General features: G+C 72.6%; 14 protein-coding genes. 9 read left to right on the top strand and 5 right to left on the bottom strand.

Going from position 1 to position 20,110, the window contains the following annotated elements; translation table 11 throughout:
* The first annotated feature begins 48 nt into the window (after nt 1–48).
* Complete coding sequence (locus ACZ7JZ_RS07425; RefSeq protein ID WP_470934251.1) at nt 49–654, top strand: class I SAM-dependent methyltransferase; 606 nt, start codon at nt 49–51, stop codon at nt 652–654.
* 26 nt (nt 655–680) lie between these two features.
* Here the strand turns inward: ACZ7JZ_RS07425 and ACZ7JZ_RS07420 are convergent, their stop codons facing one another.
* Nucleotides 681–1,577, bottom strand: coding sequence for an oxygenase MpaB family protein (locus tag ACZ7JZ_RS07420; RefSeq protein WP_470934249.1), 897 nt, complete (start codon nt 1,575–1,577; stop codon nt 681–683).
* Nucleotides 1,578–1,721: 144 nt separating this feature from the next.
* On the opposite strand from ACZ7JZ_RS07420, the gene ACZ7JZ_RS07415 reads away from it, so the two are divergent.
* Nucleotides 1,722–2,564 (top strand): hypothetical protein, encoded by an 843-nt coding sequence (locus tag ACZ7JZ_RS07415; protein ID WP_470934247.1) that lies wholly within the window; start codon nt 1,722–1,724, stop codon nt 2,562–2,564.
* A 9-nt stretch (nt 2,565–2,573) separates the two neighbouring features.
* On the opposite strand, the gene ACZ7JZ_RS07410 is transcribed toward ACZ7JZ_RS07415, so the two are convergent.
* Together ACZ7JZ_RS07410 and ACZ7JZ_RS07405 are read right to left on the bottom strand one after the other, a co-directional pair.
* The gene (locus ACZ7JZ_RS07410) at nt 2,574–3,116 is read right to left on the bottom strand and encodes an MOSC domain-containing protein (RefSeq protein ID WP_470934245.1); all 543 of its coding nucleotides are present in this window, start codon (nt 3,114–3,116) and stop codon (nt 2,574–2,576) included.
* Between the two features lie 136 nt (nt 3,117–3,252).
* Nucleotides 3,253–3,435, bottom strand: coding sequence for a hypothetical protein (locus ACZ7JZ_RS07405; RefSeq protein ID WP_470934243.1), 183 nt, complete (start codon nt 3,433–3,435; stop codon nt 3,253–3,255).
* A gap of 268 nt (nt 3,436–3,703) precedes the next feature.
* Between ACZ7JZ_RS07405 and ACZ7JZ_RS07400 the strand changes: the two genes are divergently transcribed.
* From ACZ7JZ_RS07400 to exaC, 4 genes are all read left to right on the top strand, one after another.
* Nucleotides 3,704–6,688, top strand: coding sequence for a DEAD/DEAH box helicase (locus tag ACZ7JZ_RS07400; protein WP_470934241.1), 2,985 nt, complete (start codon nt 3,704–3,706; stop codon nt 6,686–6,688).
* Between the two features lie 43 nt (nt 6,689–6,731).
* Entirely contained in the window at nt 6,732–8,141 is a 1,410-nt protein-coding gene (locus ACZ7JZ_RS07395; RefSeq protein WP_470934239.1) for an SWIM zinc finger family protein, read from the top strand.
* A 283-nt stretch (nt 8,142–8,424) separates the two neighbouring features.
* Nucleotides 8,425–9,687 carry a GAF domain-containing protein gene (locus ACZ7JZ_RS07390; RefSeq protein WP_470934237.1) on the top strand — a complete coding sequence of 421 codons (1,263 nt, stop codon included), beginning with the start codon at nt 8,425–8,427 and terminating at the stop codon, nt 9,685–9,687.
* A gap of 131 nt (nt 9,688–9,818) precedes the next feature.
* Nucleotides 9,819–11,342, top strand: a complete 1,524-nt coding sequence (gene exaC / locus ACZ7JZ_RS07385; protein ID WP_470934235.1) for an acetaldehyde dehydrogenase ExaC — start codon at nt 9,819–9,821, stop codon at nt 11,340–11,342.
* 443 nt (nt 11,343–11,785) lie between these two features.
* Here exaC and ACZ7JZ_RS07380 read toward each other — a convergent pair whose 3' ends face one another.
* Complete coding sequence (locus tag ACZ7JZ_RS07380) at nt 11,786–15,487, bottom strand: NB-ARC domain-containing protein (protein WP_470934233.1); 3,702 nt, start codon at nt 15,485–15,487, stop codon at nt 11,786–11,788.
* A gap of 556 nt (nt 15,488–16,043) precedes the next feature.
* Nucleotides 16,044–17,183: a PucR family transcriptional regulator gene (locus ACZ7JZ_RS07375; RefSeq protein WP_470934231.1), complete on the bottom strand. Its 1,140-nt coding sequence runs from the start codon at nt 17,181–17,183 to the stop codon at nt 16,044–16,046.
* Between the two features lie 86 nt (nt 17,184–17,269).
* Here ACZ7JZ_RS07375 and ACZ7JZ_RS07370 point away from each other — a divergent pair, with 86 nt between their 5' ends.
* The 3 genes from ACZ7JZ_RS07370 to ACZ7JZ_RS07360 all read left to right on the top strand — a co-directional run bounded on the left by ACZ7JZ_RS07370 (nt 17,270) and on the right by ACZ7JZ_RS07360 (nt 19,997).
* On the top strand, nt 17,270–18,325 hold the full coding sequence (locus ACZ7JZ_RS07370; RefSeq protein ID WP_470934229.1) for a ferredoxin reductase: 1,056 nt from the start codon (nt 17,270–17,272) through the stop codon (nt 18,323–18,325).
* Between the two features lie 7 nt (nt 18,326–18,332).
* Nucleotides 18,333–19,451: a fatty acid desaturase family protein gene (locus ACZ7JZ_RS07365; RefSeq protein WP_470934227.1), complete on the top strand. Its 1,119-nt coding sequence runs from the start codon at nt 18,333–18,335 to the stop codon at nt 19,449–19,451.
* 168 nt (nt 19,452–19,619) lie between these two features.
* Nucleotides 19,620–19,997 carry an FKBP-type peptidyl-prolyl cis-trans isomerase gene (locus tag ACZ7JZ_RS07360; protein ID WP_470934225.1) on the top strand — a complete coding sequence of 126 codons (378 nt, stop codon included), beginning with the start codon at nt 19,620–19,622 and terminating at the stop codon, nt 19,995–19,997.
* Nucleotides 19,998–20,110 lie beyond the last annotated feature (113 nt).

Here is a 20,110-nt window from a genome sequence, read left to right as displayed (position 1 = left end):
CATCCGATGCACCGTATGTAGGCGAGCCCCGTGGGGGATCATGGGCGCATGAGCGAAGACCGCACGGAAGTACAGGAGTTCTTCGGGAGCCGGGCCGACGGCTGGGACGACCGGTTCCCCGACGACGGCCCCAAGTTCGCCGCGGGCGTCCGCGAACTGGGCCTGGAGCGGGGCGCCCGGGTGCTCGACGCCGGGTGCGGCACGGGGCGCGCGCTGCCCTACCTGCGCGAGGCCGTGGGCCCGCAGGGCACGGTGATCGGCCTCGACCTGACCCCGCAGATGCTGGCGCGGGCGGAGCGCGCGGGCCGGGGCGCCGCGGCCCGGCTGCTCCTCGGCGACGTGGCCCGGCTGCCGCTGCGCGCGGACTCGCTCGACGCCGTGTTCGCGGCCGGACTGATCGCGCACCTGCCCGATCCGGCGCGCAACCTCGCCGAGCTGGCCCGGGTCGTCCGGCCGGGCGGGCGGCTCGCCCTCTTCCACTCGGTCGGGCGCCGGGCGCTCGCGGCGCGCCACGGCCGGCAGATCACGCCGGACGACCTCCGCGCGGAGCACAACCTCGCCCCGCTGCTGGCCGGTTCGGGCTGGGAGATGGTGTCGTACGCCGACGAGGACGAGCGCTTCCTCGCCCTGGCCGTGCGCCGGGCCGGGGCCTGAGCGGTCCGGATCGTGCAGCGAGCGGCCTACTCCGGCGCCGGGCCGCCGGGCCTCGGTACGGGGCAGCCTCCCCGGCCGGGGACCGGCCAGGTGCCGAGTGCGGAGACGGCGTACCCGTCCGGGTAGCCCTTGATCTCGGGGTTCTGGCGGGCGTAGTGCGGGCGGGTGCGCGGCGGGAGCAGGCGTACGGCCCGGCCGCGCAGCCGCAGCGCACCCCTGACCAGTGAGCGGACCGCGGGCCGGGGCTGCTCGTAGTGGAAGGCAGCGAGCAGGGGCTCGTCGAGGAGGGCCAGGCTCGCCGAGCGCAGCAGCGGGGCGAGCGGGGCCGGATACCAGGAGGCCATCAGGGCGAGGGTGGCGTCGGAGACGGCGCGGCCGCCCTCGTCCCAGCCGAAGTGCGCGGCCTCGTAGGAGTCGAGGAAGCGCTCGAACTCCCCGAAGTCCGCGGGGATGTCCTGGATGCCCATGTGCCGCCCGAGCTCGGCGTAGTAGCGGGCGGCCGCCTGCTTCTCGTGCTCCGTCAGCCGGCGCCAGCCGTAGGCGTCGATCCAGCGGGCGGGGACGACCACGAACGTGCACAGGACGTAGCGCATGTCGTCGTTCGAGATGGCGTAGCTGCGGTGCATCTGGTTGATGCGGCGGATCGCCGTGCGGCCGGTCCCGCTGTCGAAGCCGTGCTCGATCACGGAGTCGAGCAGCAGCGCCGTGTCGTCGTAGCGCTTCTGGGGGCGGCTGGTGAACTCGGCCGTGTCCGCGAGCAGGCGGCCGATGCTCGGGACCGCGTACGTGCGGTAGAGGGCCAGTTCGAGGGCGCGGGTGTAGTCCCACGGGAACTCGCAGGTCGCGGTGAGCCGGTAGATCGCCAGGAAGTCCTTCTCCGGGTCGAGCCGCAGGATCTCCCTGAGCCGGTCGTAACGCTGCACCGTACTGTCCCCTCCCGTGCCGGAGGGCCCACTCTACGTGCGGGTACGTCCGCGGCGACAGCCGGAACTCCCTCTTCGGCGGCCTCTCGACGGCCGGGTTACCCACTGGTTAGGGTGCGCCGACGAACAGCTTCGGGAGGGCGCGTGGCGGACACGGAGACGGGCCGGGCGGACGGGGGCGCGGCCGGGCGGGACGGCGGGGGTACGGCCGGGCCGGACGACGGGGGTGCGCTGTACGTGCTGTCGGCGCTGCTGCTCACGCCCGCGCGGTTCCCCGGGGTCCTCGGCGACGACTTCCCCGAGGCCTGCCGGGCCCTCGGGGTCGATCCCGCAGCGGACGGCTACGGGCTGGTGCTGGGGCAGGACGAGGAGGGGGCGCGCTGGACGGTGGTGGTCGACGACGTCTCGCTCGTCGCCGTGGCCATCGCCTCCTGGGACTGCGGGATGGAGTACGACCTCTCGCCGGACGAACGCACGATCGTGGCCTCGCTGGCGGGCTGGCCCCTGGACCTGGCCGTCTCGGCGCCGGGGGTGCCGGAGCCGCACGATCCGGAGCAGGGCGCCGACGGCACCGGGCGGGTGCCGCTCGCTCCGCCGCGCGGTGACCTCTGGGGGCCGGCGCAGCGGCGCCTGGGCGCGGACGAGATCGCCGGGCAGTGGGCGCACTGGCGCGGGCAGTACCGGGGCCCCGGGCCGGAGGCGGGATCGGGACAGCCCTCGCACCCCGGTGTGCGGCGGGTGCTGGCGGAGGCCCTGGCGTACACCGAGGACCCGCCGCCGCCCGGGCGCGTCCGCTCCGCGTTCGCCCCCGGGGGGAGCCGCACCCTGCGGGTCGACGGGCCGGGCTGGTCGCTGGTGGCCCGGACCGGCGACATGGCCTTCGTCCTCTTCGACGAGGAGCCCGGTCAGGTGCGGCCGATCGGCCGCGGTGCCGAACTGCCCGGGCTGCTGGAGGCCTTGGAGCGGATCGCCGTCCACCCCTCCTGACGGGCCGGCTCAGACCCGGTCGAGCGGAACGTGCGGCCCCTCGGGCGCCCGGGCGGTGACGGTGTCGCCCGGCCGGACCACACCCCCGCGCCGGACTACGCCCATGATCCCGGCCCTGCGCACGATCCCGCCCTGCCCGTCACGTCCGACGACCTGCTTGAGCAGTCCGTCCTGGAAGGTGTCGATCTGCAGGCACGGGTTGCGCAGCCCGGTGACCTCCACGACGGCCTCCTCGCCGAGGTGCAGGAGGGTGCCCGCGGGGAGGGAGAGCAGGTCGATGCCCTCCGTCGTCACGTTCTCCCCCAGGTCGCCCGCGGCCAGCCGGAATCCGGACCGGCCCACCTCCTCGAAGAGCTCGCGGTGGATGAGGTGGACCTGGCGGAGGTTGGGCTGCGTCGGGTCCTGGGCCATGCGGGAGCGGTGCTTGACCGTCACCCCCGCGTGCACGTCCCCCTCGACGCCGAGCCCGGCGAGCAGCGTGATGCTCTCGCGGTTCGTTTTGGTGAACGCGTACGTGCCGCTGCTGCTGACCGCCGTGACGGAACCGCTCATCGTGCCTCGTCCTCCCCCTGTGCCCCGGCCGCGGCGGCCGGGCTTCGGCGCCGAACCCTACGCGCGCGGGTCCGGAGCCCTTCCGAGAGGACCGCAGGGAGCCGAAGGAGGGAAGGCCTGGGGCGGAACGGCGGTCCTACCGCCCTATCTGCTTGCGCGAGAGGCCGCGGACCCGGCGCCGCTGGGACGGGTCGAGGAGCAGGTACGCGGCGGCCGGCACGCCGACGAGGACCAGCAGGCCGGGCCAGAAGCCGACCGTCCAGAACAGGAAAAGCGCCGCCACCACGCCCGCGGCGGCCACCTTCGCGCGATTCGACATCGCGGGGCTCCTTCCGAATCCGGCCACGGCACCCCTCGGCACCGCGCTCTGCCCTGCACAACGCCCGGCCCCCGCGGAGCGTTCCCGGCCCCGCCCGGCCGTCGCCGACCCCCGGCGAAACACCCCTGAAGCGGCGGAATACTCCCGTCCGCGTCCAGGGGCCGGACGCACGGCCCGGTCGTACCCGCGCTGCGCACGACGTGGGGTACCCTCGGCCGCCCTGCCGTGAAATGGCCAAAATCCTCAAGTCTTCCCATCCGAGGAATGCGTGCTCCCTGAGATCGCCGGACTCGTCCGCTGCTCCGCCGTCTTCCTGCCGGGCGACCCGGCCCGCACCGGCCGGTTCGCCTTCTGGCACCCCGACGGCGAGGCCGCGGCACCCGCCCTCCTGCGCACGGCCGGCGGGGAACCCCTCCGGCTGACGGTGCTCACCCCGGACCTGGAGCAGACCTCCGTCGCCGCCGTCGCCCTCCCGGTGCGGGCCGCGCTGCCGCTCCTCACCGCCGCCCGGTCCGCCGCCGCCCGCGACGGCAGCGGGGGCGGCGGCGCGGGCGGGGCCTCCGCCACGGCCTTCTGGGGAGCGGCCGCGCTGCTCGCCCTCCACGTCACCTCGCGCGGGCTCCTGCTGCCCGGACTGTCGCCCGGCGGCTACGACGCCTGGCGCGCGGGCCCCCTGGACGCCGGGGACCTGGGGCGGATCCGGGAGCTCGCGGCCGCGATGCCGCCCGAGGCCCACTGCACGCCCCTGCCCGGCAGCGGGGCGCCACGGCTGCCCGCCCCGGAGGAGCTGCTGCGGTCCCTCCTCGACTGCGTGGCCGACACCCTGCCCCGCTCCCCCGCGGCCGCGACCGCCGCGGGCGGGCCCGCCTTCGCCTCCGGGACCCCGCTGCTGCTGCCCGAGCACCGGGCCTGGGCCGAGGACGTGGCCGCCGGGCACGACGCGGGGGCGCGCATCTCCCTGCGCATCGAGGCGGCAGGGCTCCCGGACGCAGGTCCCGCGGACCCGGAGGCCCCCGCTCCGCCGGTGTCCTTCCGTGCGGTGCTCCAGATGCACAGCACGGCCGACCCCACCCTCGTCGCCGACGCGGCGGAGGTCTGGGCACAGGCCGGTACGGCCGACGCCCGCCCGGCCTTCACTTCGCGGGCGCGCATGGACGCCCTGCTCGCGCTGCGCCGCGCCGCGCGGATCTGGCCCCCGCTCACCCCGCTGCTGACCTCCGCGGTCCCGGACTCCGTGCACCTGGCCGACGAGGAGGTGGCCGAGCTGCTGGGCCGGGCCGCCGAGCCGCTGGCCGCCGAGGGCGTCCCGGTGCACTGGCCCCGCCGCCTGGCCCACCGGCTGACCGCCCGCGCCGTCGTCGGGCTGCCGGGGGACTGCGCCGCGGAGCAGCCCGGGGGGACGGGACAGCAGGGGCCCGGAGACCACTCCCCCGGCTCACACCTCTCACCCCTCTCACCCGCCTCTCCGGCCACACCCGCCGCCTCCCCCGCCGCCCTGCCCTCCTTCCTCTCCACCGAGTCCCTGCTGTCCTTCGGCTGGCGCTTCGCCCTCGACGGCACCGAGCTCACCCGGGCCGAGCTCGACCGCCTGTCGGCGGCCAAGCGCCCGCTGGTCCGGCTGCGGGACCGGTGGGTGCTGGTCGACCCGGTCGAGATCCGCCGGGCGCGGGCCCGCCAGGACCGCCCGCTGACCCCGGTCGAGGCCCTGACCGCCGTACTGACGGGTTCGGCCGAGGTGGACGGCGTACCGGTCGAGGTGCGGGCGGCCGGCGCGCTGGAGCGCGTACGGGCCCTCCTCGCCGATCCGGAGGCGCCCGGTCCGGAGCCGCTGAAGCAGCCGCCCGCCCTCGCGGCCACCCTGCGCGACTACCAGCTGCGCGGTCTGGACTGGCTGGCCCGTACGACCGCGCTCGGACTGGGCTGCTGCCTGGCCGACGACATGGGCCTCGGCAAGACGGTCACCCTGATCGCCCTCCACCTGCACCGGGACGGGGACCCCGCCACGGCCGGCCCCACCCTCGTGGTCTGCCCCGCCTCGCTGCTGGGCAACTGGCAGCGCGAGATCGAGCGGTTCGCCCCCGGCGTCCCCGTCCACCGCTACCACGGGACCACCCGCAGCCTCCCGGATCCGGCGCGGGGCGGTTTCGTCCTGACGACGTACGGCACGATGCGCCAGGACGTGCAGGCGCTGGCCGGCGTCCCCTGGGGCCTGGTCGTCGCCGACGAGGCGCAGCACGTGAAGAACCCCCGCTCCAGCACGGCCCGTGCGCTGCGCACGATCGGCTCGCGGGCGCGTGTGGCGCTCACGGGCACGCCCGTGGAGAACGACCTCTCCGAGCTGTGGGCCGTACTCGACTGGACCACCCCCGGTCTCCTGGGGCGCCCGGAGGCCTTCCGTGCGCGGTACGCGCGGGCGGCCGAGGGCGGGGACCCGCGGGCGGCGGCCCGGCTGTCGGCGCTGGTACGGCCGTTCCTGCTGCGGCGCCGCAAATCGGATCCGGGGGTCGCGCCGGAGCTGCCGCCGAAGACCGAGACCGACCACCCGGTGGCGCTCTCGGCCGAACAGGCCGCGCTGTACGGGGCCGTCGTACGGGAGGGCCTGGACGCGATCGGGGCGGCGGACGGGCTCGCCCGCCGGGGCCGGGTGCTGAAGCTCCTCACCGCGCTCAAGCAGGTCTGCAACCACCCCGCGCAGTACCTCGGGGAGGAGGGGCCTGGCCCCGCGGGGCGTTCGGGGAAACTGGAGCTGCTGGACGAGCTGGTGGACACGATCCTGGCGGAGGGCGGGGCGGTGCTGGTGTTCACGCAGTTCGTGTCGATGGCGCGGATCCTGGAGGCGCACCTGTCGGCGCGGGGGATCGGTTCGCTGCTGCTGCACGGGGGGACGCCGGTGGCGCGGCGGCAGGAGATGGTCGACCGGTTCCAGGCGGGCGGGGTGCCGGTGTTCCTGCTGTCGCTGAAGGCGGCGGGCACCGGGCTGAACCTCACCCGGGCGGGGCACGTGGTCCACTTCGACCGGTGGTGGAACCCGGCCGTCGAGGAGCAGGCCACCGACCGGGCCTACCGGATCGGGCAGACCCGGCCCGTGCAGGTCCACCGCCTCATCGCCGAGGGCACCGTCGAGGACCGCATCGCCGACATGCTCCGCTCGAAGCGCGCCCTCGCCGACGCCGTCCTCGGCAGCGGCGAAAGCGCCCTCACCGAACTCACCGACGCCGAACTGGCGGCGCTGGTGGAGCTGTCGTGGACCTGAGGCGTGGCGGACGGGGCCGGATGACCGCGCAGGAGGAGACCCGATGAGCACCGAACCGACCCGTTCCCGCGGGCCGGAGCCGGGAGCGCCCGGCGCGGCCTGCGGTTCCGACGAGGAGCGCACCTTCGCGGCACTGCCGCCCGCCCGCGGCCGGGCCTTCGCCGCGACCTGGTGGGGCCGGGCCTGGCTGAGCGCCCTGGAGGACAGCGCCCTCGACGGCCAACAGCTCAAGCGGGGGCGGGCGTTGGCGCGCGGCGGGGCGGTGGGGGCGGTGTCCGTACGGGCGGGCCGGCTGACCGCGGTCGTGGCCGACCCCGACGGCTCGGCGCACCGCACCGACGTGCTGCTCCAGTGCTTCGGCCCGGCCGCCTGGGACCGGTTCCTCGGCGCCGCCTCGGCCGAGGCGGGGCACATCGCGGCCCTGCTGGACCGGGAGATGCCCCCGGAGCTGGCGGAGGACGCGGCGGCGGCCGGAGTGGAACTGCTCCCCGGAATGGGCGATTTGGACCCGCAGTGCGGCTGCGGCGACTGGGACCACTGCGCCCATACGGCCGCGCTGTGCTACCAGGTGGCGCGGCTGCTGGACCAGGACCCCTTCCTCCTCCTGCTGATGCGCGGGCGCGGGGAGCGGGCCGTCCTGGACCAGTTGCAGGTCCGCAGCGCCGCACGGGCCGCGGCAGGTGGCCCGGCGGGGGACGCGGACCCCGGGTCCGGTGGCGCAGCCGGTGCGGATCCGGACCCCGGGCCCGGCCTCGGAGTGTGTGCTCAAACGGCTTTCGCCGCGCGGGAGTTGCTGCCCCCGCTGCCGCAGCCGCCCGGTCTCCCCGCCGCACCGGGGCAGCCGCCCCTGCTCGACACGGACACCGAGCCCGGCCCCGGGCTCGATCCCGGCGCCCTGGAACTGCTGGCCGAGGCCGCGGCCACCGAGGCCTTCGGGATGCTCGCACAGGCGCTGTCACGGGAGTACGGGGAGCAGGTACCGGCCCCGTCACCGGAGTACGGGGAGACCGCCCCGGTCCCGCAGCCGGATCTGGCGGAGGACCTCGTACGCCTCGCCGCCCTGGCCGCCGACGGCCGCGTGCTGTCGCGGCTGGCCGCGGCCGGCGGGCGGGACCGGGCCGGGCTGGCCCTGGCGGTCCGGGCCTGGCGGCTCGGGGGTGCGGCGGCGGTGGAGGTGCTGGAACAGGAGTGGACCCCCGGGCCGGCCGCGGCCGCACGGGCCCGCGAGGCCCTCGCGACGGCGTGGGAGGACGGCGAGGGCCCGCTGCTCGGGGGTGTGCGCAACCGGTGGACGGCGGACGGGGACGCCGCGCAGCTGCGGCTGGGCCGGGACGGCCGCTGGTGGCCGTACCACCGGGACGACAGCGGACGCTGGCTGCCCGCGGGTCCGCCGGAGGCCGACCCGGCCGCGGCCTGGGCAGCCCTCGAACCGGGGGCTGCACCGCCCGTGTGACCACGCTGCGGGACGCAGTCCGCGGTGGCGGGAGCGTGGCGCCGCACCACGGGGCGCCCGGCCGCGGGAGCCTGCCGCCGGGCTGCCGGGCCGCCGAACACCCGACCACGCAGGCCTGCCCGGGGCCGCGGGACCCCCTCCTACGGAATCCCTCCCGCATCCGCCCCGCACCGCCCGGCAGCCGCCTCCGCAGGCTGGCCGACGGCACGCTTGCCGGGTGCACCGGCCGGTACGACGATGGGCCGGGCGGCGGCGCCCGCAACCGTGCGGCGAGGAGGGCGAATTGGCCGGGGGTCCGTGGGTGGCGCTGGCGGCGGGCGACGATCCGGGAGTGCGGCAGCGGGAGTTGCGGCGGGCACACCGTACCTTCACCTCCGAGGGGCGCGTGGAGTCCCGGGTGGTGCGCCCGGTGGTGGCGGAGTCCTGGCGGCGGTGTGCGCGGGCCCGGCTCAACCCGGAGTGCAGCGCCCGTGTCGACCTGCCCGAGGGCGAGTTGGCCGCGTACCGTGCGCAGCATCCGCTGGCGCGGGTGATGCCGCTGTTCCGGGAGCTGATGGGCGCGTTCGCGGCCGACGGGGAGCACCTGCTCGCGGTCTGCGACGCGCGGGGCCGCCTGCTGTGGGTGGAGGGGCACGCGGCGACCCGGCGGCGGGCGGAGCGGCTGGGCTTCGTACCGGGGGCGCGCTGGGCCGAGTCGGCGATGGGCACCAACGCGCCGGGCACGGCGGTGCAGGTGGACCGGCCCGTACAGGTCTTCGGCGCCGAGCACTTCAGCCGCCGCGCGCACCCGTGGACCTGCGCGGCCGCGCCCGTGCACGAGCCGCACACCGGGCGGCTGCTCGGTGCGGTCGACGTCTCGGGGGGCGAGGCCCTCGCCCACCCCCACTCCCTCGGCTTCGTCCAGGCGGTGGCACGGGCGGCGGAATCCCAACTGGCGCTCCTGAACACCGAGATGCAGACCGCCGGGCCCGACGGGCTGACAGCGCTGGGCCGTGACGAGGCCCTGTTCACCACCGGTGGGCGCACCCTGCGCCTGGGCCGGCGGCACAGCGAGATCCTGGCCCTCCTCTCCCGCCACCCCGGCGGGCTGGGCGGCGACGAGCTCCTCATCGGGCTCTACGAGGACGAGTCGGTGTCCCCCGTGACCCTGCGGGCCGAGATGTCGCGGCTGCGCGCCGTCCTGGGGCCCGGGGTGCTGCTGTCGCGCCCGTACCGGCTGGCGGTGCCCGCGGCCTCGGACTTCGGCGAGGTGGCGCGGCAGTTGGCGGTGGGCGCCGCCTCGGCCGCCCTGGCCCGCTACCCCGGTCCGCTGCTGCCCTCCTCGACCGCCCCGGAGGTCGTCCGGCTGCGCGAGCGGCTGGCCGGGCAGCTGCGCGCCGCGGTCGTCGCCCGGGCCGATCCGGGGCTGCTCGCGGACTGGGCGTACAGCCCCTGGGGCGAGGACGACCCCGGGATCTGGCAGGCCCTGGCCGCGGCCCTGCCGGCCGGCCGCAGGGCCGCGGCGCTGTCCCGGGCGCGCGCCCTGGACGCGGAGCTCCGCGCCTGAGCCCCCCGGCCCCGCTCCCCCGGCACGGGCCGCGGGGCCGGGGCCTGCAACGTGGATGCAACATCGCGCCGCCTAGCCTCGCGGCGAGCGCGCCCGGCAGCGGGGTGCGCCCTCACCGGGAGGACTCTGGGATGACCCGTTACGCAGCGCCCGGCAGCGAAGGCTCGATCATGTCGTACGCGTCCCGCTACGACCACTGGATCGGCGGCCGGTACGTACCGCCTGCCCGGGGCGGGTACTTCGAGAACCCGTCCCCGGTCAACGGGCAGCCGTTCACGGAGATCGCGCGCGGCACCGCGGAGGACGTCGAGCGCGCGCTCGACGCGGCCCACGCGGCGGCTCCGGCCTGGGGCCGCGTACCGGCCGCGGAGCGCTCCGCGGTCCTGCTGCGCGTGGCCGACCGGATGGAGCAGAACCTGGAGCGGCTGGCGGTGGCCGAGAGCTGGGAGAACGGCAAGCCGGTCCGCGAGACCCTGGCGGCCGACATCCCCCTGGCCATCGACCACTTCCGCTACTTCGCGGGGGCGCTGCGGGCCCAGGAGGGGGCCCTGAGCGAGGTGGACGAGGACACGGTGGCGTACCACTTCCACGAGCCGCTGGGCGTGGTGGCCCAGATCATCCCGTGGAACTTCCCCGTGCTGATGGCGGTGTGGAAGCTCGCCCCGGCCCTGGCGGCCGGCAACGCGGTCGTCCTCAAGCCGGCCGAACAGACCCCGGCCTCGGTGCACTTCCTGCTCAGCCTGGTCGCGGACCTGCTGCCGCCCGGCGTGGTCAACATCGTCAACGGCTTCGGGGAGGAGGCGGGCAAACCGCTCGCGTCCAGCCCGCGGGTGGCCAAGATCGCCTTCACCGGCGAGACCGCGACCGGCCGCCTGATCATGCAGTACGCGGCGGAGCACCTGAAGCCGGTCACCCTCGAACTCGGCGGCAAGAGCCCGAACATCTTCTTCGACGACGTCTGGGCCGTCGACGACGACCTGCGCGACAAGGCCCTCGAGGGCTTCACGATGTTCGCCCTCAACCAGGGCGAGGTCTGCACCTGCCCCTCCCGCGCCCTCATCGAGCGCGGCCGGTACGGGGACTTCCTCGACGCGGCGGTCGCGCGCACCGAACTCATCGTGCCGGGGCATCCGCTGGACACGGAGACGATGATCGGCGCACAGGCCTCGGACGAGCAGCTCAAGAAGATCCTGTCCTATCTGGAGATCGGCCAGCAGGAGGGCGCAAAGATCCTGACGGGCGGTCAGCGCATCGACCACGGCGGCGAGTTGTCCGGCGGCTACTACGTCCAGCCCACGATCTTCGAGGGCGACAACCGCATGCGCGTCTTCCAGGAGGAGATCTTCGGCCCGGTCGTGGCCGTGACGTCCTTCCGGGACTTCGAGGACGCGATCCGGATCGCGAACGACACGGCGTACGGCCTCGGCGCCGGCGTCTGGACCCGCGACGTGAACACGGCCTACCGGGCCGGCCGCGCCATCCAGGCGGGCCGCGTCTGGACCAACTGCTACCACGCCTACCCGGCCCACGCGGCCTTCGGCGGCTACAAGCAGTCGGGCATCGGCCGCGAGACGCACAAGATGATGCTGGAGCACTACCAGCAGACGAAGAATATTCTTTGTAGCTACTCGCCCAAGAAGCTTGGGTTCTTCTAGAGGCGTGAAGTCCATTGCCGGGAGCTGGCGTCAAGTCTCTCGGAGAAGCCATCGAAGTCACTCCAGGTAATCAGATCGAAACCCTGGGCGTTCTCCGTTTGCCTTGCGGAGGCCTGTCCGGACCAGTCGCGGACCAACGGCATGTCCTTACATAGATGGGCAAGACAAGATCCTGAGCTGCGGCCAACCGCTCTCCAAAGTCAAGACCTCCGTTCGGCGGAGGTTCTATGGGAAGGACTCTGGTCCGAGGCGGACGCCTTAAGCGGCTGTGGACAATGTCACGACAAGGGATCGGCAGCCGACCACACGGCGAGCTTAGGAGTCAAGGATCCTAGGGGCTCTGTTCACGGGAGCGTTCTCGTGAACAGAGTCATCCTGGTTACCGAGCTGGCCAGCCACGGCTGTCGCCGCTTTCATCTGCTTGCCAGCAAAGCGCCACGAACCTACCTGCGTCGCCCTTTCCGCCGAGCGCGGGTAGTACGCGAAGGCTGTTGGCGGACTGCCGTTGCGGCTGGTTCCGGACTGGTCGAACCGGGCTGTATGCGCACGGAGACGAGGGCAGCCGCAAGCAGGCCGCTGCCGCTCGCCTGGGCGAACCGGCGGTGTACTTCTGCAGGGTCCGTCATGAGTTGCCGATGCGCGGCCGGGTCGCTGAGGGTTAGACCGTAGCCGTACAGCACGAGCACGCTGCCACGATCGCGTGCTGCCTGCCGCCACCGGCCTGATGCCATGGCGTTGGCGCGGGCAATCACGGTGCCGTCGTCGTGCTCGAGAGTCAGCCTTCGGCCCGCGATGGTGAGCGTGAGGTGCCTCGGTGAGGGGATGGTCGGCTGTGGCCCAACCAGACGACGCAGACCCTTGCCGCAGGCCCGGTGGATCTGCAGCTCGATTGTCTCACCGTTCTCGAGCGAGGTAGCGCCGAGCATCTGATCAGGTTCCAGGATGGCCAAAGCTCTCGACGCCGGCATCAGCTTCTTGATTTCAGGCAGCAGAATGTCAAGGCTGGAGCGGCCAGCGAGAAACCCGTAGACCGGGTCCGTGGACAGCGACAACACCGAATGGCAGCTGGCCTCCTCGTACACGGCACGCAGGTCCTCATTCACCTGCAGCATCGGCGAAAACTCGGCAAGCACGGATTCGCCGGCCTCTTGCTGGAGGCGGTGTGCGGTCTCACCCGCAACGGCTGATAGCCGCGGAATCAATCCCTGGTAGATCCTCTCCCACACACTCCCGGGATCGTGCGGATCGGTGAATGTCTTGTCCCTAAGGCGGGCAAGCAGCACAAGAGGATCCACGTCGTCGGCGCCCTCGTGCATGGCGCGCCAGCCTTCGTGGACCGCCTGCAACAAGATGAACCGTGCTTCGTCGGTACCTGTCTCGTAGGCCGGATTGTCGGCGATGCAGGTCTCTTGCAGCAGGCGCCCGAGCAACTGCACCGCACGCTGCTCCCCGGTCAGCACCCATTTCCAGGCGGACTGACAGCCGACGTTGTGCACCAAGTGATGAACGGCAAACCCGTGGAGGGTGTGGGGGCCGGCATAGGGCACGAAGTCGGTGAAGGCGGCTTCGGCCTCGGCCCATTTGTCCTGCAGAACCAACGCCTCGACCAACAGACGCCTCAGGTCGGCAGTGCTCGAAGACCAAGGATCAGCACATCCGACCAGGGCCTTGGTAACGGCGTGTTCGGCACGCTCGGCCTCTCCCTGCCCGATCCAGTCCTGGATAGTCAGGAGGTCCTGCACCGTCTGCTCCCTCTCGGCTGAGGGCAGACCGTCGGCAAGGGCACGATACCCCTTCAGCAGATCCTCCAGCCTAGGGTCGGACTCTCTACGTAGTTGCATCTGCAAGATCAAGGATGCCTTACCTGGCAGGTCGGAGACGTTGTCGTGCAGGTGGCCCTCAAGCCTGCGCAGATAGCCCAGCACAGGGCCCAGATAGTCGGCAATGCAGGCGGCGCCGCCGTCCTGCTTGCGCATATGAACGAGATGGGCGAGCGACGTACGCGCCTGGGCGGCCATTCCCTCATCCGGGTCGCCAGCCTGCACCAGCCATTCCAGTTCTTGCTCGAGCAGCCGCTGCGCGGACTCGTACTGGCCATGGGCGTGATGGAACGCGGCGAGGTTGCCCATGAGCAGAGCCGTGAATGTGTCTGCTGTCCCTGCCGAGCGGATGTGCCCCACGAGCGCAGTGGCGTGCTGGGCCAGCTCCCAGGTCCGCTCGGCCTGGCCGGTAAGGAGGGCCCCACGCAGCCAGCGGTCCGTGTGAAAGGCAAGAGCCGACAAAGCGGCCGAGCCCTCTTCCTCGTCCATCTCCAGGTACCGGCCGATGATCTGCTGCAGTACCGAGTTCATCGACACAGTGTCATCACTGCCGGGGAACAACTCGCCCCGGCCCGGCAGCGGCTCGTCCCAGCGCACAAGGGAGACGTTGAGCAACTCGCGCATGACCTCCCGTACCGGTACATGCACCTCATCGAAGACCAGCCACCTCGGAGAAGGCGGCATGTTCTCGGGGTCGTAGAATGCGCATGCCGCAGCCAGATGCACTGGCACCCGACGCGGTGCGAGCCAGCACAGCGCCGCTACTGTGACCAGAGTTGGCTGCAGGAGACCGCGGCCTTGCGCACTGATCGCCAGGCGATCCACTGTCAGCGCGACCGCAGCGGCCAGAGTCCGCGGGTACCCGGCAGGCACCGACTGCTCATCATCGGCCGCCCGGTGAACCAAGGTCTCCGAATAGGCCGCAATCCGTTCCAGGCCCACACCACAGCTGACCAGATAGCCACACGCCACCTCGATAGCCAACGGCCAGTACTCCAATACGTCCGCCAGCCGGGACAGCGCCGATGCGTGCTCGGCGGCCTCCTGTGCACCAACCGGCAGCCGCAACTGCAGCAGCTCCAGTGCTTCCTCGCGACTCATCGGATCTAGATCAATGCGCCCGTCCACCCTCGGCCAATGACCACCCAGCGCCGTCACGATGACCCGGCCACGTCCCTGACGGGGAATCCAGGCGCCGACAACAGACTGGCTCGCGTCGTCAAGAACCATGAGCCAACGCCCAGGCAGCGACTGCAGCTCGGCGTGAACCTGCTCACGTATCAGCCTGGGGTCGCGCACCTCCGTCTGCTCCGTCCTACCCGCTAGGTGTGCCAGCACCCTGACGAACGACGCCACCAAAGACTCTTCGGTCTCAGCATCAACCCAGAACACAGCGTCATAGCGGAAGGCCTCAGCCGCGATGTACGCGGCAGCAAGACTGGATTTCCCCAGGCCCGACAAACCCGTGATGACACACGTCAGCACACCCTGCGCTGAATCCTGTCCACCCTGCAGTACCTCGCCCACCTTCTCGACGAGGTGGGACCGGTCCACCTCCGGAACCGGAGGCACCTGCCCAAACACGATGCCCAGATCCTGCCGGCCCAAAGCCGAACGCAGTTCCTCATCACTGACCAGCACCGACCGGCGAAAATCGCTCACATCCCACTGAGCCAGACCGGGATCAGCTGCCCGACGCATCACCTCTGCAACCAAACAGCCCAGTACAAGCCCACCGGCCCGACCGGACAGACCACGCCCAGCGCGCTCCCGCTCCAAACGCAGCGCACCCTGGAGGTCTTCACGCAACTGCTCATCAGTGCGACCATCGAACTCAATACCCGCACGCCCCAAGCGGTCCCAGTGCTCCTCGGACAACGCCTGACAGAGGCCCCAAGCGGCCGGAGCCCTTACCAGAAGCTCCTCAAGCCCCACCTTGAGACGCGAAACGTCCCCACCGTGGCGCTTCAGCAGCTCACCCAGACGCAGACAGCCTTCGTCCGGCACAGCGGACGTGATCAAACGGTATTGGTCGGCTTCGAAGCCGGTGACCAGGTGAACCAGCACCGACACCGCCTCGCGCGCCCTTACGGTCCGTCCCGCACCAGCACTCTTAACCTGCACCGCAAGCACCGAGCGACCAGAGGCGTCGACCAGATCAAAATCGACCGAATCCACATGGTGGACCGACACCGCATTCCCCGGCCCCTCGACACGACAAGCAGTCACCTCACTCTGCTGCATGCCGACCAACAAAGCTTCCACCGTGCGCAGGTACTGATACTGGAACCCACGAGCAGCAACGCGACCACCGTCGATCGCCACACAACCCCCCGGTGTCGAGACCTATTTGTGGGATTCAGCGTAGGGGCGAGGTGTGACAGTCATGGACAGTCCGGCCACATGTGCGATGGCTTCCAGCCTGGAGAAGCTCAACTCCACACAGGGCGCCATCTACCGTGACAGCTCCCACGAGCCCGGAGGCATGGGACGTACCGCATCACCCACGAGACCAGCGCGCTCTCGATCATTTCCAGAACCTCACAGCCTCCATCCTCTTCACGCCACGAGTTCCGGGGCCGAGATCCGGACCATGTCCGGACCAGCCCCGCACAAATCCTCACAAAGCACCGTTTTCCCAGTTCAGCATGGGTGTACTTGCTGAACCACCAGCAGACGAAGAACCTCCTCGTCTCCTACTCGCCGAAGAAGCTCGGGTTCTTCTGAGCGGGTTCGGGGGTGCGGCCAGTGCGGCCGGTACGACGAGTGCGCTGTCCGTCGTCCAGCGCGACCCGGACGTGAGGCGCCACGGCTCCGGGTCGTAGCGCTTCCGGACCTGTCGGCCTCCGCACCTGCCGAGCCCGCCGGTCCGCCGGACGGGTCAGGCGGGGCGGAGGCCGACCGCCAGGGTCAGTTCGAGGACCCGGTGGGGTGAGGCGAGGTCCGGGAACAGGTCGCGGAGCTGGGACATCCGGTACCGGACGGTCTGGGGGTGGACGAACAGGGCCGCCGCCGCCTCGTCCCGCCTGCCCTGGTGGAGCAGCCAGGCGCGCAGCGTCTCCTCCAGCCGCCGTGCGGTCGCGGCGGGCAGGGTCCGCAGGGGTGCGAGGGCCCGGGCGCGCAGGTCTGCGAACGCGTCCGCGTCGGCGCTCAGCACCAGCTCGGGCAGGTGGTCCTCGGTGTCGCGGATGTCGGGGGAGAGGGAGCGCGCGCGGGCGGCCCGCGCGTACGAGTCGGACGCGCGGGTCCACGGCCGGGGCGGGCCGGCCACGGCGGTGCGGCCGGTCAGCTGCCGCAGGAGGTGCGGCCGGTCGGCGTCGGGGACGAGCAGTACGCCGAGGTCGTCCGGCAGGTCGTCGAGGACGAGGGTGCCCGGGTCCAGCGTGCGGTAGGCGGGCCGGGCCTGGGCGGCGGGCAGCAGGACGGCGGTCAGCGACACCGGGGGCTGCCACCCGGCGCGCTGTACGGAGGCCAGCAGCACGTCCGGGCTCGCGCCGGCCAGGAGGTCGCGGGCCAGGTGCTCCAGGTGGCGCTCGTGGTCGCGGCCCCGGGCGGCCAGTTCGTCGGCGTGGCCCGCGGCGCTCGCGGCGGAGAGCTCGTCGATGTAGGCGAAGGTCAGCTCGGCGAACTTGGCCACCTCCGCGGCGGGCAGGCCCGCGGGCACGGCGCCCGCCGCCAGGCAGCGCCAGGCCACGCGGGCGCCGACGCGGTAGGCGCTGAGCAGGGCGTCCATGGAGCGGCCGTCGCGCACCTCGCCGCGGCCCAGCTCGTACGCGGCGTCACCGGCGTCGCCGCCGGTGGCGTTCCCGCTGGCGAGGTCCAGGTAGTGCCCCAGGGCGGTGCGGACGGCCCGGCGGATGGTGACGCCCATGCGGCCCGAGAGCGCATTGGCGTAGGGCGGGACCTCGTCGATGATCGCCTGGACCACCTCGTCGGCGGTGGTCCGCAGCGCGGCCCGCAGTGCGGTGGCCGTCGCCTGGTCCAGGGCCAGGTCGGTGACCCTGCGGATGGGGTAGCTCATGGTTTGTTCCCTGCGCACAATTCGGCCGACCAGATTTACGTCCTGCGGTCAGGACTTTACGCCCTGAGGCACACCAAGCTGGTGCCATGACGAGTGCAGCCCTCCGCAGTAGGGCGTGGAAACTGCTGGAGACGATCACGACGCCGCTGCTGCCGTCGGACTACCTCGACCTGGTCAGCCCGCTGCGCGCGGGCGCCGACCTGCGCGGGCGCATCGAGGCCGTGCACCCCGAGACGGACGATGCCGCGACCCTCGTGATCCGGCCGGGGCGGGGCTGGCGCGGGCACACGGCCGGCCAGTACGTCCGGGTCGGGGTCGACGTCGACGGCCGGCGCCTATGGCGCGCGTACTCGCTCACCTCCCCGACGAACCGCCGCGACGGCCGCGTCACCATCACCGTGAAGGCGATCCCGGACGGCAGGGTCAGCAACCACCTGGTCCGCCGGGCGAAGCCGGGCACGCTGGTCCACCTCGACCAGCCGACCGGCGATTTCGTGCTGCCGCGGGCCAGGCCCGCCAAGGTGCTCTACCTGACGGCCGGCAGCGGTATCACCCCGGTGATGGGCATGCTGCGCGACGGCGGGGCCGGCGACGTCGTCATGGTCCACTGCGCGCCGCAGCCGCAGGACGTGATCTTCCGCAGCGAGCTGCACGCCCTGGTCGCGGAGAAGAAGCTGCGGCTCACCGAGGTGCACACGGACACGGACGGCATGCTCGACATCGCCCGGCTCGACGAGCTCGTCCCCGACTGGGCCGAGCGCGAGACCTGGGCCTGCGGGCCCGCGGGACTGCTCGACGCCGCCGAGGGGTTCTGGAGCCGGCACGGCGTGCCGGAGCGCCTGCACACCGAGCGCTTCCGCCCCTCCGTCGTCGTCGCGGGCGACGGCGGCGAGGTCACGTTCAGCACCACCGGCAGGACCGTCGGCGCGGACGGCGCCACGCCGCTGCTGGACGTCGGCGAGGAGGCCGGCGTGCTCATGCCGTCCGGGTGCCGCATGGGCATCTGCTTCGGCTGCGTCACCCCGCTCAGGGCGGGCGCCGTCCGCGACCTGCGCACCGGCGAGATCACCGAGGCCGAGCCGGGCGTCCTCATCCAGACCTGCGTGTCCGCCGCGGCGGGCCCCTGCGATATCGAACGGTAGGAGCACCTTGACCGCCATCGACCCCACCGCCCACCTGACCGCGGAGCAGATCGAGGAGCTCGGCCGCGAACTGGACGCGATCCGCGACGAGGTGATCGCCGGCCGCGGCGAGAAGGACGCCGCCTACATCCGCAGGGTCATCTCGGTGCAGCGCAGGCTGGAGCTGGTCAGCAGGGGCGTACTGCTCTTCTCGATCTTCCCGCCGGCCTGGCTGGTCGGCACCGCCGGGCTCTCCGTGGCGAAGATCCTGGAGAACATGGAGATCGGCCACAACGTCCTGCACGGCCAGTGGGACTGGATGCGGGATCCGAAGATCCACTCCACCACCTGGGAGTGGGACCACGTCTCCCCGTCCGACCAGTGGAAGCACTCGCACAACGAGCTGCACCACACGTACACCAACGTGATCGGCAAGGACAACGACCTCGGCTACGGCATCATGCGCGTCGACGAGGACCAGCGCTGGCACCCGGTCCACCTGGGCCAGCCGCTGTGGAACTTCATCAACGCCTGCTTCTTCGAGTACGGCATCGCGGCCTACGACCTGGAGCTCGGCAAGAACCTGCACAAGCGCCGCCGCAAGGACCCGGAGTTCCGCGCGCGGGCCAGGGCCGTCGGGCGCAAGATCCGCAAGCAGGTGCTGAAGGACTACGTGGTCCACCCTCTGCTGTCGGGCCCCTCGTTCCTCCACACGCTCGCCGCCACCTTCACCGCGAACCTGGTCCGCAACATCTGGTCCCACTCGGTGATCATGTGCGGGCACTTCCCCGAGGGCGTGCAGGTCTTCGAGCGCCGCTCGATCGAGGGCGAGACGCGCGGCCAGTGGTACCTGCGCCAGATGATGGGCTCGGCGAACATCAGCGGCGGCCGGGCCATGCACCTCATGACCGGCAACCTGTCGCACCAGATCGAGCACCACCTCTTCCCGGACCTGCCGAGCAACCGGTACGCCGAGGTCGCGGTGAAGGTGCGCGCGCTGTTCGAGAAGTACGAGCTGGACTACGTCTCCGGGCCGCTGCCCAAGCAGGTGTACTCCGCGTGGCACCGGGTCTTCCGGCTCTCGCTGCCGAACAGGAAGCCGAAGACCGGTGCGCCGGAGCGCGAGCAGGAGCTCGTCGCCGCCTGACGCCCGGCTCCGGCCGGACCCCCACCGGTCCCGTCCGGCCCCCACCGGTCCCTGCCGCCCCCGGCCGGCCCGTTTGGCCGGCGGCAGGCAGGGGCCGATCATCTAGGCACGGGCCGCACCGGGCCCGGCCGGGCCCGGTGGGGGTCCGGCGGAGAGTGAGGGGCTGTGATGAGCGGACCGACCAAGCCCGAGATCGTGATTCCGGACGGCGAGCCGCCGCAGGAGCTGACGGTCCGGGACCTCGTCGTGGGCGACGGAGCCGAGGCGAAGCCGGGGAGGGTGGTGCGGGTCCACTACGTGGGCGCCGCGTTCGCGTCCCGCGCGGAGTTCGACGCCTCCTGGGACCGCGGGGAGCCGTTCAAGTTCGCCGTGGGCGGCGGCCGGGTCATCAAGGGCTGGGACCGGGGTATCAGGGGGATGAGGGTCGGCGGGCGCCGCGAGATCGTCATCCCGCCGCGCCTCGGCTACGGCAAGCAGTCGCCCTCGCCCCTGATCCCGCCCGGCTCCACGCTGGTGTTCGTGGTGGACCTCCTGTCGGTGGTCTGAGGCGGGCGCGACCGCCCGCCCCGTTATGTTTTTCGCGGTCCTGCAAGAGGGCCGCTGGCCTCCGGGCCCGGCATGACTGTTGCCCCCTGTCGAACGGATGACCTGGGGGGTGG

Source organism: Streptomyces sp. NPDC038213 (genome assembly GCF_055600495.1).
The sequence above is the reverse complement of the archived record's forward strand: the minus strand, read 5'-3'. Positions and strand labels throughout refer to the sequence as shown.